Below are 14,745 nucleotides of genomic sequence, written 5' to 3'. Positions count from 1 at the left end.
GACAAGTAAAATGTTGTGTTGTAAATAAAATAAAGATACAAAAAAAGCCAACTTATCAAAGTTGACTTTTTAAGGACTAAAAAAGTTTTGCCGACTTTTGAAGCCTTGTAATCAGTTAGAGGAATAACGTGATTACAAATATAATAAAGTATTAAATAATCTTTTCATATTTGTCAAATCTAAATCTCAACTTTTTATAAGCTTTTCAAATACCATTTCCAAAAACATTTTAGTCTTCAAAAGCAATAACGTTAAACCTGTGTATCAGGTCTAAGAATCTTTGGACATCATGTGTTAAAAACTGTTTTGTTCTTAGGTTATTGTAGGTGGCATATAAACGGGGGGAAGTCGGTAGCCACCAACTTGAAGCGTTCATCTAAAATCTATAAAGCGGTAGTATAATTTTCTTTAGTAAAACGAGAAAATGCTTTAAATGATCATGATGTATCTGTAGGAGTCCGATGGGGTGTCCCAGTAATGGAAACGTGCTGGAACTCAATAGCTACGGTGAGAATCGCCAACCTGCGAACCTAAAAAAAATATTACAATAGTATTTTTTTACGGGGGGTTAGGGGGGTGAAGCTTGCAGAAAAACTAAGTTTTCCTGACGGAAAACTACTACGACTGAAAGTCGCTATCTAAAACCCCAGAACCTAATCTAATAAAATTCTAGTACTACTAGTACAAAAAAATAATTTTAAAAATATCAGTAGGTAGGTGCCATTTCATCAAGGCACTAACGAAAGATAAGTAGGCTTATAAATTAAATATGGTGCATGGATTAATTTGAGTTTCTTGTTTTTTAATTGTATTAATTAAAAAATATAAATAAAAAGGTAATGATATGGAAAGTAAAACAAAAAAGCTAAGAATGGGATGGATACAAAATCTTACTGAGAATGAAAAAAAGATAATAGATGATTTTCTGGAAGAAGCCGCTAAGTTAAAAGGTAAAGCACTAAATAAAAAAGAAAAACAAACTGTCAAATTTATTGCTCGTGATCAAGTCCGCTCGATTAGAAAAGAGCAAAAATCAAAAAAACAAAAGAAGAGTAGAGTTGATATGGAAGAAAAAGAAGATGAAACAATTAATACCATTTCAAATAATGCGTATGAGCAAGGAAGATTAAAGATACTATCAGCTAAAGAAAGAGATTTTATCAATAATGCCATATATGAAGAAATGAAAATTAAAGGTAGAAAGCTTGTAAAATGTGAAATGAAAGAAGTTTTAAAAATTGCTCGAAAAAAGATCCTCAACAATCGTATATCTTGTCAGATCAAAAATGAAAGAAATAAAGAAAGGTTTGAGGCAGAGTTTGAATGGAGAAAACCAGTGCCATTTCGTCGTTAAAGCATTCATTAATGATGATATTATAATTTTTTATAAGAGGTAATACATGAAAAAATTGAAAACAAAAAACTTGAAGGAAAGTGAGTTTATAAGACATATAGAAAACAATCCTGTTGTCTCAACGGCTCTATGCGAGAAATATGGAATCTCTACTGAAACTATTGCCTATGCTTTATATGTTCATAGCAATAGTTTCTTTCTTAAAAACGACTACGTTCAGGATGACATTCACTATGATATAGTTAAAAACAATTTAATAATAATGAAACCCACGCTTAGACAATATTATAGAAGAACAAGGCAAGTAGATTACAACGGATATACTTTTTTATCAGGTATTAAAGAATATCAAGACTATTGTATTTTGTTGACGCTTTGCTGCTATCACTGGATAGCTGATGTATTTACTGTCTATAATCATAGCGAAAAAAGTCAATTTATCGTTGATATTGCCAATGATCTTCTGAAAAGGAGTGTAGATCATTTTTCAGTAGAGCATGAAAATGTTATCAACTGCTTTAACATTTTAAAAGAAAAGTTCCCATCGTATAAAAAGAAATAATAATCCAATTATTCAAATATCCTCATTGACTAACATATTTATAAGAAATATATATGTATCATGGAACTATAAGAGGATAGAAAATGAGTGATATTTCAGATAAAGAACAAACCAGAAAGAAACCACGAATAAAAAAGACACTGGAACAGCAATTAGCATCTGCTCAGATGCGTTTAAATCGTTTACAACATAAGTCTAAGAAAGAGTCTAAACAGATAGAAACACGCCAGAAAATAATTTTAGGTGCGGAAGTTGCCAAGGCTCTCGATTGTGATGTTTTTACAGTGGATAAGGATCTTGTTTTAGGTATGCTACTAGAGATACCTCACCTACATCCAGATGATAAAGAAAGATTTAAAAGAAGCGGAATGTTATTTCTGGCTAGTATGAAAGGCCGAAAAACTTAATGGAATATAGAAGTCATTGTATAAGTATAAAATGTTATATGTATTCAACTTTCATTGAATTAAATTTGACATTATTTTATATTAATTGTATTTTTTATTTTATCATCACAGATGGATAACTCCATATTCAAATCTTGTAAGCTGTGGTGGTATTTAATAAAGTCATGGGGGTATCCTCCCGATAAAGCGACCGTAAGTGAACACGGTCTTTTTATTTTCTGTTAGGTAATCCGCTTATCGGCTACTTTGTATATAATATTTTTTAAGTGGTTGCGTTTATTTTTAAATTTATTATTTTCTTTATATCATTTTATTAAACAATGGAGATATAAAGGAAATGAAAAATACAGTATTAATTAAAAACATAAAAAGTAAAAAAGGTTTCTCACTTTTAGAACTATTACTTGTTCTTGGTATTATCGCAGCGTTAGTGGTAGCAGCATTTATCGTATATCCTAAAGTGCAAGCGTCTCAACGTGCACAGGCTGAAAGCAATAACATAGCAACAATCCAAGCTGGTGTTAAAGCGCTTTATACTTCAGCTTCAAGCTTTACTGGTCTTACAAACTCTGTAGCTGTTCAGGCAAAAATATTCCCAGATAACATGTTAAGTGGTTCTGGTTCTTCAGCAACACCTATTAATGCCTTTAAGGGGGATGTTATCGTTGAATCAGCAAATACAGGTCCTTCATCAGCGCAAGGGTCATCATTCACCATAACATATAAGAATGTCCCTGCAGCAGAATGTACAAAAATTATTACAGCAGCGGCAGGTAATTTCTATACGGCAGGAGTAGGCACGGTCGGTAATGTTAAACCTGCTGGCGGTGTGCTGGATGTCGCAGGAACGGCTACACAGTGTCAAAATGGTGGAAATGATAATACATTGATCTTCACTTCTATTTAACAACAATGTTTTAATAAATTATTTTTTTTGGCTCCTTATTTAAAGGAGCCTTTTTAATCATCTATTGGTTTTTATTCTTCTATATAGTTCTTCTTCCATCTTGATTTTTGTTTGTTATTTGATAATTAATTAATACGTGAATATAAAAATGGCGATGAAAATGAAAATTAAAAAAGGATTCTCTTTACTAGAATTAACTCTTGTTTTAGGTGTTGGGACGATGGTGGCTTTTATGAAGTTTCAGGATATGAAAAATGAACAGGAGAGTATAATGGCTTCTGCTGTCGGTCAACAAATGAAACAGATCGGTGAAGCAGTTAATGGCTATATAAATATCCGTTATGATAAATTATCAACCTTATCCAATGCTGCCGGAACAGGAACCGATCCGGGGCCAAGAACCTGTTCAGGTTCAGTATGTGAAATTACTTACCAGACATTGATTAACGAAGGTTTGCTACCTTCAACCTACACAGGCACTAATGCTAATAAATCCTCGTATAAAATCATATTAAAACGAGATGGAACTTCACCTAACTTTGTTATTAATGGTCTTATAACGACATCGACGGCATGGATTGAAGGCGGTAAAACACGTTATGATTTATTAGGGAAAGCCATGCAAACAGCGGGTATTGACAGTGGTATGACGCAATCAGCAACGTTAGCATCAGGTTTGCAGGGTGCATGGAAAGAAACATCAACAGTTTACAGTAATATCACCAGTGCAGGTCTTATGGCCTATCGTGTTGGATACGATTCTGCTATGTATTCTGTTTATCTCCGTCGTGATGGAACATTGCCGATGACGGGAAACCTCAATATGGGAGCTAATGATATTGATAATGCAAAAAACATAACAGCATCAGGAACAGGTGATTTTGGAAGTGATATAACATCAGGAGGAACAGTAACGGCTGCTGGTCAAGTTATAGCGCACAATGGATATGGCGACATGATAACATTCGGTGGTGATGCTGCTAATAATGATTATGAAATACGTTTAGGAGCAGCAAAGCAGTTAACGTTATACTCACCATCAGCAGGAAACTATACTACTGTATTACAAGTTAATAGAAATGTTAAGATAGATCAAAGATTAGGGATAATGGGATATGACCCGAACGATTTACCTGCCGGATGGGGTGGCGGTTTAAGAACGCTTGATGTATATGCCGCGGGCACTCTGGCAACAGGAAGTGGGGGTAATCTGACATCATATATGAATGCTACGGGTGTTCATACACAGTCCAATATTACAGCCTCTGGAAACATAGAGGCCGCCAAAAATGTCAAAGGCGCCACATTAGAATCCACTGGACGCACTACGGTGGGAGAATTTATACAGCTTAATGGACAGGCATCAGTTAATAGTAGTTGTTCTCCTAATGGTTTACAAGGAAGAGATGCCGAAGGTTCGGCATTAAGTTGTGTTAATGGGTTATGGGTAAAATTTAAATTTAATGAAAAGACATACAGTGTTGTGTTTGAATCATCCAGCAATGGAGGTGGTGATGTTTATAAAACATTAAATCTTGGAAAACACCTTCTGTGTGTTTTTTCAGGAGATCAGTCTACTGATATGGCAACTAAACACTCTGTTGTTTATCGTTCAGGCGACACATGGATTTTAGAAATGAGGGTTACTGGTTGGAAAGCAGGTGTTGTTACATGGGCAAGAGCGTCTTGTTTTGATTGAAATATAAGGTTATAATATTATATCGAATTTTCATAAGAAATTTTTGGAGTATAGGGTTACTATAGCTGTAGCTAGCAACGGAAGACAAAATCCAAATCAGATGTGTTTTTTTATATTTTAATTTTGTAAATTATAAACTGGCCTCCTAAAAGGCCAATTTATATAATTTAAAGGCTGCTCATTATTTCTGTAAGAACTGTGGCTCGAACATATTTTGCCGCATTGATTTTTTCTGCTTTTAAAGTACTAAAATGCGCTGTTCCACAGGCTATCTTCGCATCTTCTTCATTACCAAGACCAATGTGTTTACTTTTAGTCTCGACAACAAAATAGATATGTTCTTCACCATTATCCTCAATGACTAAGGCCCAGTCAGGATTGTAAGTCCCTAATGGTGTCGGGATTTTAAACCAGCCGGGAAGCTTCACATAAAGCTTAACTTCATCCTGTTCTTCGAGTTCTTGAGCGAAATGACTTTCGACTTCAGAATCTTTAGGAACATATTCGTAAACTGACTTAGACGAGGTTTCGAAAAGATTGCGGGCATATCCTGTTAGCTCCTTATCCATAAAGAGACTTTGCGCATACACCTCGCCTTTTAGTGGATAATATTTAATACCATCAACAATTGACAGGCGTTTGCAGTAGTTGATTCGGCCTATAGCTTCACTGATAAACTGCTGTGGATTTTTAGCAAAATCAGCGAGTCTTCCACTCTCTTTCAGGATGGTGCTTAAACTGCGTTTTGTCAGTCCGGTTTTTTCCTGTAGAACACCAAGAATATCTGGCAATGGCTGCTCTGCAACATCAATTACAGTGCTTGTTGTCCCATTAGACAGAGCTTTAACATCAAGGCCAGATTGACTTTGTTTGATTGTTGCTTTGCTGAAACTGACCATTGCTTTTGCTACAGGCTGCATTTCAGAAAGTGATTTCGTACAGGATTTAATCAATTCTTCTTCATCAAATGCCAGTCGGTACAGCGTTTTTTGACAAATGCGCTGCCACAACGCTTCGAATTCCGGGCTGTTTAAGACTTCTTTCCGGTATTTGATTGTTTTACGCTCATCAGCATTGTTTATATTGAGTCGCCCTGCTGATTTACGCAGGATAGTTTCAATTTGTTCCTGTAGTGAGGCATACTTCTCACTAACAACAAAAGTGTCTTCGAATAACACGTTTTTCAGGGCTTTTGTGATTTTCCCCGATTTTTCCAGATATCCTTCGGTCTGTAGTTCAGCCCAAATCTCATGTGAACCTGCGATACCCACAACTTGTGAGGAATCAGAGAAGATCAGATGGGCAAACGCATCTTTTTCGATGATACCAAAACGGATGCCTGTTTCGTTCTCAATTTCGCTCTGTAGTCGTTCGGCATAGGCTTCATAATTTTCACTGGCAACGACAGTCAGAATGTTAATGCTGTCATCACGAACACGTTCACCCTCTTGGTTAACGCACAGGCGAAGACCACGGCCTAAAGTCTGGCGGCGTTCTCGTTCACTTCCCATCTCTCGAAGGCTACAGATCTGGAACACATTGGGATTATCCCAGCCTTCTTTCAAAGCAGAGTGTGAAAAAATAAACCTCACCGGATTCGAGAAACTTAAAAGCTTCTCTTTATTTTTCATGATGAGATTATAACCACGTTCCGCATTTTCGCGGCCTGCATTATTGCTTTCGCTTGTTTCAGCCCATGCACCTTTTTTATCAATGGAGAAATAACCATCATGAACGTCTTTAGCATGTTCTGGATGAGAAGGGAGTAAATCTTTATAGGCAGGACTTTTGATGGCTTTAAGGTATTCTTCCTCAAAGATACGGGCATATTCACCCGGCTCACGTTGTCCTTCTTCAGTGAACTGACGGTAGAAATCAACCTTATCGATGAAAAACAGGGTAAGAACCTTGATTTGCTGAGTATTCAGGCGAAGTTCTTTATCCAGATGTTCACGGATTGTACGTCTGATCATATGACGCTGGATGAGCATAGGGTCAATATCCCCCACGACATCACCGACTTTCATATAGTAGGTATCAGAAGGTGTTTCCAGTGTAAGATAACCCTCTTTGCCAGCTCGGATCTCGCTTATCCGGTAACCCTGATAAATATCACGTCCTGTTTCGTCATCGAGTGTCATACCGTCATATACGGTAATCTCTGAACGATTTACGTTCCCTTTTTTATCGGCTATATCAACAAGAACAGTACCGCTGATAACATTTTTCTTACTATTAATACTGACCAGTTTCACATAAGGACTGTTGCTTGCATTCTGGACTTCAAGCCCGGCAACCTCGATCTGTTTGACCAGTTTCTGATTGTAAGCATCAATGGCATCAAGGCGGTACACCATATGATGTTTATGAATATGTGTTGCTGAATAGCGTAAGGTGAACATAGGGTGCATAGCATCAAGTGCGGTTTTACCCGCACCGTTCAAGCCACCGTCAACACTTTGCGGTTCATCGACAATAATAATTGGACGTGTAGCACGGATTAAATCAATGGGCTTATCCAGATCGTCCACAGTTGTTTTTTCACTGGACTGATAGAGCTTGTTAACATCTTTTTTGTTAATCGCACCCACAGTCATTACCATGATCTGCATAACAGAACTGGTTGCAAAATTTCGAACATCCGCAGGTTTTGCCGAATCATACAGATAGTATTCGTATGGAACTCCCGCATACAGGCTTTTGAAATGTTCTTCAGTGATTTGTAGTGTTTTATAAACGCCTTCCTTGATAGCAACTGAAGGAACCACAATAATAAATTTACTCATGCCATAGCGTTTATTTAGCTCCAGCATGGTGCGAAGATAAACATACGTTTTACCTGTCCCTGTTTCCATTTCGACAGTAAAATCATGACTGTCAAGGACAGGTGAAGGTAGAAGCTGGTTTTTTAACTGAACATTGTTCAGATTTTTAAGCAGTACATCATCTTCGGGTATTTGTGGGTTAACAGGCATTGAACCCGTTGCGCCTTCAAATGAGAGTGCACCCTGAGCTGGGGCCAGCACAGTCATTTCGCTTTCCCATTTCTCTTGCCCTTCAAACAAATCACAGACCGAAGTTATGGCGTTTTGCTGATAGGTAAGGTCAGATTCAAAATGTAGTTTCATCTCATTCCCTTACAGGCTGTGCAGGTTAGTCAGGCCATGTTGTTCCAGAATGGCGCAAAGATTTGTTTTAGCAACGTTATTTTCAAATGCGTCATCAAGGAAATAGCAGACCGTATCTTTGCCAGCTTTTAAACTCTTATGCCAGTCAATGATCCCTTTGGTTAGTGCCTCAACAGAAGAGGCAGGGATTTGACGGGTAAAGCAGGTAAACAATTTTCCACCGTCAACACAAGAAACGGTTAATCCATCAAACTGACGGGTTTCAATGTTAACACTCAAGTCAATGCCACGCTTTAGCATTAACTCTGTGAGCAAATCTTCTTCACTACGGCCTTCAAGGATTGGGCTTACATAGGCATCAATCTGTTCTGAAAGGGTTTCTGCTGTGGCTTCCCACGGACGGATATTAGATGTATCGAGTTTAAACACACGAAAACCGGTATCTCCATTCCAGTCTGGATTAATTGCTTTAACCTTATTACCTGCACGGCGGAGGCGTTCTTTCGTTAATTCAGATAGATACAATGGCTTATCAAGCTCTTCGCAGAAGTAGATTGCAGAAAGATCTTCCTTATTGCTTTTAGATAGTGTTTCAGGGAGTTGAACCAGAATGAACTTTCTATCTTGTTTATCCGTCTCGTTCAATTCGTACACTGCTTGCCCTGTAGTACCACTTCCCGCAAAAAAATCCATGATAATATCATTTTCTTTGGTCGCTATTTGTACAATCCGCTGTAGCAACCTCACGGGTTTTGGATTAGGAAATGGTGAACGTGTGCTATCAAATAGTTCTGCTAACTGTTTTGTACCTTCATCTGTGTGCCCAACATGCTCAAATCCCCAAAGAGTTTGTGGAGGAATAGTGTCTCTCACCTCTGAGCGAAATCTTTTTAGTCGCGGCTTGTTATTACCATCTTCGCCAAACCATATTCTGTTATCAGAAATTAACTCTTCAATTTTATCCTTGTTAAATCTCCAACTACTACCAGCGGGAGGATAATGTTCCATCCCCGAGGGGGATGTGATACCAAAAACTGCATAATCTCTGACTTCAGTTCTGAGAAGATTATCTGAAGCCCATACACCCCTAGGGTCATTATCTAAATTCTTGTATGTTGATTCTTGTTGCTTACTTCTTGGTAAGCCGAGTATTTTTGATTGGTCTGATTTTTTGTAGCAAAGAATATAGTCATGTGACTCTGAAAAGTTTTTTGAATCTGCTTTTGTGCTATATTTTTTTTGCCAAATAACATTGGCAACAAAATTTTCTTGCCCAAAAATATCATCGCACATTAATTTCAAGTTATTGACTTCATTGTCATCAATGCTTAAAAATATAAACCCATCCTCTTTGAGAAGATTTCTTGCAAGTTTAATACGTGGATACATCATATTCAACCAGTCTGTGTGATAACGCCCACTGGTTTCTGAATTAGAACTTACACGCACGCCATCTTCTGTTTGCCCAGTAATCTCCAGATAATTTTTCATATTATCTTGGAAGTTATCAGGATAGACAAAATCTTTACCGGTATTGTAAGGAGGATCGATATAAATAAGCTTAACTTTTCCGGCATAACTTTTTTGAAGAAGTTTTAACACTTCAAGGTTATCACCCTCGATCATGAGGTTCTTGGTGTTATCCCAATCAACGCTTTCATCTTTACATGGGCGTAAGGTGCCACGGGAAGGGGTAAGAGCAAGCTGACGAGCCTGACGCTTACCATGCCAGTTCAGGCCATAGCGTTCTTCTTTGTCGTCTACATTTTCACCCAAAAGCTGCTTTAAAACCTCAAAATCAACACTGTCTTCATTAAAAGCTTCAGGAAACAATGATTTAAGTTTGGTGATGTTATCGGCAGTGATATTCATTGATTGCAGTTCGGGCATTTCAGGCGAAAGTTTGTTCATTGACCATTCCACGTATCTGTATCAGGTTACTGTGTGATGGGGGATATTTTACGGTAAATAGTGCATTTCATCAATGAACAGTGTGCTGCAGATTTCTTTTTAAATCATTATGTTAATGCATTTATTGAATGTCCTGTCCTTGTATTAGTACAATTAGCTTTTATGCGTCTACCAAACATTATCAGGATGTGATGATGGCTAAACTGAACAAGAAACAACTTGCTTTACTCAAGGAAATGCCTGCCGATCAACTCATGCAAATAATTTGTGATATTGCAGAGAGTAATGGTCAGGCAAAATCCTTTATTATTAATAAATATCTGTTAACTCCAGAAGAATCACTGAAAAAGGCTGAGGCTGAATACAAAAGGGTAATTAAAACAAAACGCTTTTATGATTATTATGAAGCAGCGGTTTTTTTTGAGGGGCTATACAGGAATGTCATATTTCCACTTGAAAAGACGGTATCAACGCTGCCTGAAAAAACCGAGGCGTTTTGCCATGATTTACTGCTCTCATTTGATAAAGTCAGCGAAATTGCTGATACATCAGATGGATCATGGATGAACTATTATAATGGTGCTGTCGAAATATGGTTAAAATCCCTGTTCCTACAAAAAGACAAAAGCATTGATGTTATAGCGGATAGAATACTTTCCGTACTTAAAGGTGATGTATATTTTAACTTTGATATTTTTGATAAGTATAAAAAAGAGCTGGGATACAATGTTATTCGTGCTTTAAGGGAAAGTCTTCTTAAGACAGGTGATGTTAATGATGCTGTTGAGTTAAGTCTGTATATCAGGGATGTTGATTTTATCAGGCAATGCTTTGAGAAAAGAAAACTGAACCAGCCAGAATACATCATTAAGTTTGCTGAGTTGCTGGTTGATGAACTGTGCACTGAGGAAGCCATTCAGGTTCTCAATAAAATCAAAGAAGATAAATCAGTTGATCAGGCAGGGCTTCGTGATAAATGGACTGAGGTGTTGGCTCTGGCGTTGATTGAAGAAGGCGAGATTCAGCAGGCAAAAACAATTTGTATAGACGGATTTAAGAACAGGTGTGATGTTATTTTTTATAATATCTATAATCGGGTAGAGAAAAATAATGACTCACTGGATTTGTTCTCTGGCATAGCAAAGAAAAAAGGCTTTCCGTTTGTTATTCTTTTCTTGTCCGGGACAGATAGTTATGGAAAACTTGATTCTGAAGTCATGAATGCGAGTGAAAATGAAATCGCAGAGATGATGTCTTTATTACGCGGTTCTTTTGTTCGTACTTTATCGAGTGAACTTTACAGGCATGGTTATGCATGTTCTGCAACTCTGCTCCGTAGAGTTCTGGCAGAGGACAGTATCAGTCGTTCTCAGAGTAAATACTACACCTATGCAGCATCTGATATGAAAAAAAGCATTGATTACAGTAAAGATATTACATGGACTGAAAAAATCCCTTCTACAGAAGAGTATTTAAAATCCCTGTTTATTGAGCACAAAAGAAAATACGCACTCTGGGAAATAATGCTGGAAAAAATCGCTGGTTTAGTGATAGAGAAAGATTCAGTATCATATTCAGCATAGAGTGTAATTAAGCATGAAGTTGAAAGGCCGCGAACGGCCTTTCCCTTTATTTATTTGAAGCAAACTCAAACGGCCTTACCATACCGTTTCTGCTTGCATCAAGGTAGTCAGCCCACCATTGGAGCATCAGACGGCGTTGATCAAGGTGTTTAGCCTTGTGGGTATAAGCTGCCCGGACACTGTTGCTTTCCTTATGGCTCATCTGAAGCTCTACAGCGTCTTCTGACCATAGCCCGGACTCAATTAAGGCACTACAGGCCAGTGTTCGGAAACCGTGTCCACAGATGTCCTGCTTCGTGTCATAGCCCATATTGCGGAGGGCTTTGTTGATGGTGTTTTCACTCATGGGTTTAAACGAGTCATAACAGCCAGTAAAGATTAACCCATCATCTTGACCTTCTTCATAAGTCAGTTGTCGGATCTCTTTCAATATCTTCATGGCCTGCTTACAAAGGGGAACGAAGTGCTTACGCTTCATTTTAGCCCCACGAGTTGAATGTTTGACGTTTTCAATCGCTTCACGCTGTTCGGGTATCACCCATAACTTACTTTTGAAATCAATTTCTGACCAGCGAGCGAAACGCAACTCACTGGAACGAATGAAAATCATCAGATTGAGCTGTATTGCCAGTATGGTTAACCTGCGGCCTTTGTATTCGGCAATTTTGTTCAGTAGCTGGGGTATTTCTTCCAGCTCAAGTGCAGGGCGGTGTTCAGTCTGTGGTTTCTGAACTGCACCTTCCATATCATAGGCTGGGTTATGGCGTATCAGCTTTTGCTGGACGGCATGACGCAGGATTGCCGTAATGTATTGTTGAATGCGCATGGCAACTTCAAGATAACCAAGAGCCTCAACTTTTTTCACCGGAACCAGCAGATCACCCGTATCCAGTTCGGCAACATCTTTGTCACCGATTACCGGGAAGACATAAGTTTCAAGGCGCTTCCATACGGCATCACCATAATCATCAGACCATTTTGTTTTCGTGGAGAACCACGCTTTGGCTACTGTTCTGAAGGAGCGTGTATTATCACGTTTGGCTTTAAGCTCTTTAACCTCTGCCTGTTTCTTTGCATTAGGGTCAATACCCTGAGCCAGAAGCCTTCTGGCCTCGTCACGGCGTTGTCTTGCGTCAGAAAGAGAAACTGCAGGGTAAACACCAATAGAGAAGAGTTTTTGTTTCCCTTCGAAGCGGTAAGCCATTTGCCAGTATTTCGAACCTTTAGGGGTAACACGAAGGAACATACCAAAGCCATCAGTAAGCTTGTATTCCTTCTCAAGGGGTTTTGCATTTTTTGCTTTAATATCAGTCAGTGACATGAAAACACCCCCTCATTTGTTGGTAAAAGGGAAATCGAACCAGCATTACCAGCATTTTTACCATCAAAATGATATGGCTTCGAGTGGTTTTTAGTGAACGAGGGTGAACGACTGAGAGGGGATAACCAATTGATAGAAATGCAGAAAGCAGACGTTAGTGAACGTCTGCTTTCTTGAAAATGGCTCCTCTGACTGGACTCGAACCAGTGACATACGGATTAACAGTCCGCCGTTCTACCGACTGAACTACAGAGGAATCGTTGTGGAGGCTTATCTTAGCGGCGAAAAAAGTTTTGTCAAACCTGATCTTAGGGAAAATCGATCGATTGCTGATTCTGTCGTCAGTTTGTTGTAAATCCAAACATTTTTTAATTGAAAATACTTTGCAGGATTAGCATTTCTCCCCCATTATTTGAAATGGAGTTTCAACTTTTCTCGCTAAGGTCCATTTTGAACGTCACTGCTCCCCTGCGCCAGGTGATAACGCGCACACCATGGTACGCAAAACGTAAAAGTTATCGTGTTCTGTTCTGGCGTGAAATCACCCCTCTTGCGGTACCTATCTTTCTGGAAAATACCTGCGTTCTGCTAATGGGTGTACTGAGTACCTTCCTGGTAAGCTGGCTGGGAAAAGAAGCGATGGCAGGGGTCGGGCTGGCGGATAGCTTTAATATGGTGGTGATGTCATTCTTCGCCGCCATAGATCTCGGGACGACGGTGGTGGTTGCGTTTAGCCTGGGTAAGCTTGATCCCAAACGCGCCCGTGAAGCGGCACGCCAGTCGCTGATGATCATGACCATCTTTTCAGTCATCCTCGCGGCAGTGATCCACTATTTCGGTAAAGAGATTATCGACTTTGTCGCGGGTGAAGCGACGGCCGAGGTTAAGGACCTGGCGCTGACCTATCTGGAAATGACGGTCTTAAGCTATCCGGCGGCAGCCATTGCGCTGATTGGCAGCGGCGCGCTGCGCGGGGCAGGCAACACCAAAATTCCGTTACTGATTAACGGCGGGATGAACATCCTGAATATCATCATCAGTAGCGTACTGATCTACGGTGTGTTCTCGTGGGATGGGCTGGGATTCGTCGGTGCCGGGCTGGGGTTAACCATTTCACGCTATATTGGTGCGGCTGCTATCCTTGGTGTGCTGATGACGGGGATTACCCCCTCGCTGCGGCTTACGCTTAAAAGCTATTTCCGACCCTTTAATTTCGCCATTATCTGGGAAGTGATGGGGATCGGTATTCCCGCCAGTATTGAATCGGTATTGTTTAACGGAGGCAAGCTGCTCACGCAGATGTTTGTCGCCGGGATGGGGACCGACGTGATTGCCGGTAACTTTATCGCCTTCTCCATTGCTTCCTTGATTAACCTGCCTGGTAATGCGCTGGGTTCGGCATCGACCATCATTACCGGTAAACGACTCGGTAAAGGGCAGATAGGGCAGGCGGAACGACAGCTGCGACACGTATTCTGGCTGTCGACTATTGGGTTAACGTTGATTGCCTGGGGAAGCGCGCCTTTTGCCGGGCTGATGGCCTCATTCTATACCCACGAAGACGATGTAAAAGAGGTTGTTAAGATCCTTATCTGGCTCAACGCGGCCTTTATGCCCATCTGGGCGGCTTCATGGGTACTGCCCGCCGGGCTGAAAGGGGCGCGCGATGCCCGTTTTGCCATGTGGGTGTCGATGCTCGGCATGTGGGGTTGCCGCGTTGTCGCGGGTTATACGCTGGGGGTGATGCTCGGATGGGGAGTGGTTGGCGTCTGGCTGGGGATGTTCCTTGACTGGGCCGTGCGCGGGGCGTTGTTCTACTGGCGTATGGTGAGTGGGCGCTGGCTATGGAAATATCCACGGAAGAATGCCTGAT

10 protein-coding genes and 1 tRNA gene are annotated in these 14,745 nt (G+C 39.9%); 7 read left to right on the top strand and 4 right to left on the bottom strand.

The features are described from left to right. Positions 1-844: 844 nt before the first annotated feature. The 5 genes from AAHF05_RS14115 (at position 845) to pilV (ending at position 4,929) form a co-directional block, all read left to right on the top strand. Entirely contained in the window at positions 845-1,354 is a 510-nt protein-coding gene (locus AAHF05_RS14115; RefSeq protein ID WP_016240054.1) for a hypothetical protein, read from the top strand. Positions 1,355-1,400: 46 nt separating this feature from the next. Continuing rightward, positions 1,401-1,916, top strand: a complete 516-nt coding sequence (locus tag AAHF05_RS14110; protein ID WP_016240055.1) for a hypothetical protein — start codon at positions 1,401-1,403, stop codon at positions 1,914-1,916. 83 nt (positions 1,917-1,999) lie between these two features. Next, on the top strand, positions 2,000-2,323 hold the full coding sequence (locus AAHF05_RS14105) for a conjugal transfer protein TraD (protein WP_001280264.1): 324 nt from the start codon (positions 2,000-2,002) through the stop codon (positions 2,321-2,323). A 337-nt stretch (positions 2,324-2,660) separates the two neighbouring features. After that, complete coding sequence (locus AAHF05_RS14100; protein ID WP_094543098.1) at positions 2,661-3,230, top strand: type 4 pilus major pilin; 570 nt, start codon at positions 2,661-2,663, stop codon at positions 3,228-3,230. Positions 3,231-3,384: 154 nt separating this feature from the next. Next, complete coding sequence (gene pilV / locus AAHF05_RS14095; protein ID WP_374936472.1) at positions 3,385-4,929, top strand: shufflon system plasmid conjugative transfer pilus tip adhesin PilV; 1,545 nt, start codon at positions 3,385-3,387, stop codon at positions 4,927-4,929. A gap of 167 nt (positions 4,930-5,096) precedes the next feature. Here pilV and AAHF05_RS14090 read toward each other — a convergent pair whose 3' ends face one another. Together AAHF05_RS14090 and AAHF05_RS14085 are read right to left on the bottom strand one after the other, a co-directional pair. Then, positions 5,097-8,057 (bottom strand): type III restriction-modification system endonuclease, encoded by a 2,961-nt coding sequence (locus tag AAHF05_RS14090; protein WP_374936344.1) that lies wholly within the window; start codon positions 8,055-8,057, stop codon positions 5,097-5,099. A gap of 9 nt (positions 8,058-8,066) precedes the next feature. Then, entirely contained in the window at positions 8,067-9,968 is a 1,902-nt protein-coding gene (locus AAHF05_RS14085; protein WP_047730336.1) for a site-specific DNA-methyltransferase, read from the bottom strand. Between the two features lie 194 nt (positions 9,969-10,162). Here AAHF05_RS14085 and AAHF05_RS14080 point away from each other — a divergent pair, with 194 nt between their 5' ends. Then, the gene (locus AAHF05_RS14080; RefSeq protein WP_374936471.1) at positions 10,163-11,551 is read left to right on the top strand and encodes a SpnT protein; all 1,389 of its coding nucleotides are present in this window, start codon (positions 10,163-10,165) and stop codon (positions 11,549-11,551) included. Positions 11,552-11,597: 46 nt separating this feature from the next. Here AAHF05_RS14080 and AAHF05_RS14075 read toward each other — a convergent pair whose 3' ends face one another. Together AAHF05_RS14075 and AAHF05_RS14070 are read right to left on the bottom strand one after the other, a co-directional pair. Next, complete coding sequence (locus AAHF05_RS14075; RefSeq protein WP_106731487.1) at positions 11,598-12,872, bottom strand: integrase arm-type DNA-binding domain-containing protein; 1,275 nt, start codon at positions 12,870-12,872, stop codon at positions 11,598-11,600. Positions 12,873-13,052: 180 nt separating this feature from the next. Continuing rightward, a tRNA-Asn gene (locus AAHF05_RS14070) sits at positions 13,053-13,128 on the bottom strand. 161 nt (positions 13,129-13,289) lie between these two features. Here AAHF05_RS14070 and emmdR point away from each other — a divergent pair. Continuing rightward, positions 13,290-14,744: a multidrug efflux MATE transporter EmmdR gene (gene emmdR / locus AAHF05_RS14065; protein WP_129325239.1), complete on the top strand. Its 1,455-nt coding sequence runs from the start codon at positions 13,290-13,292 to the stop codon at positions 14,742-14,744. Position 14,745 lies beyond the last annotated feature (1 nt).

Source organism: Enterobacter adelaidei, assembly GCF_041937165.1.
GTDB classification, from domain to species: Bacteria; Pseudomonadota; Gammaproteobacteria; order Enterobacterales; family Enterobacteriaceae; genus Enterobacter; species Enterobacter adelaidei.
The sequence above is the reverse complement of the archived record's forward strand: the minus strand, read 5'-3'. Positions and strand labels throughout refer to the sequence as shown.

Excerpts from the sequence above, each read along its gene's own strand:
- AAHF05_RS14115 (WP_016240054.1), top strand. The coding sequence starts at position 845 with ATGGAAAGTAAAACAAAAAAGCTAAGAATGGGATGGATACAAAATCTT.
- AAHF05_RS14110 (WP_016240055.1), top strand. The coding sequence starts at position 1,401 with ATGAAAAAATTGAAAACAAAAAACTTGAAGGAAAGTGAGTTTATAAGA.
- AAHF05_RS14105 (WP_001280264.1), top strand. The coding sequence starts at position 2,000 with ATGAGTGATATTTCAGATAAAGAACAAACCAGAAAGAAACCACGAATA.
- AAHF05_RS14100 (WP_094543098.1), top strand. The coding sequence starts at position 2,661 with ATGAAAAATACAGTATTAATTAAAAACATAAAAAGTAAAAAAGGTTTC.
- pilV (WP_374936472.1), top strand. The coding sequence starts at position 3,385 with ATGAAAATGAAAATTAAAAAAGGATTCTCTTTACTAGAATTAACTCTT.
- AAHF05_RS14090 (WP_374936344.1), bottom strand. The coding sequence starts at position 8,057 with ATGAAACTACATTTTGAATCTGACCTTACCTATCAGCAAAACGCCATA.
- AAHF05_RS14085 (WP_047730336.1), bottom strand. The coding sequence starts at position 9,968 with ATGAACAAACTTTCGCCTGAAATGCCCGAACTGCAATCAATGAATATC.
- AAHF05_RS14080 (WP_374936471.1), top strand. The coding sequence starts at position 10,163 with ATGGCTAAACTGAACAAGAAACAACTTGCTTTACTCAAGGAAATGCCT.
- AAHF05_RS14075 (WP_106731487.1), bottom strand. The coding sequence starts at position 12,872 with ATGTCACTGACTGATATTAAAGCAAAAAATGCAAAACCCCTTGAGAAG.
- emmdR (WP_129325239.1), top strand. The coding sequence starts at position 13,290 with ATGGAGTTTCAACTTTTCTCGCTAAGGTCCATTTTGAACGTCACTGCT.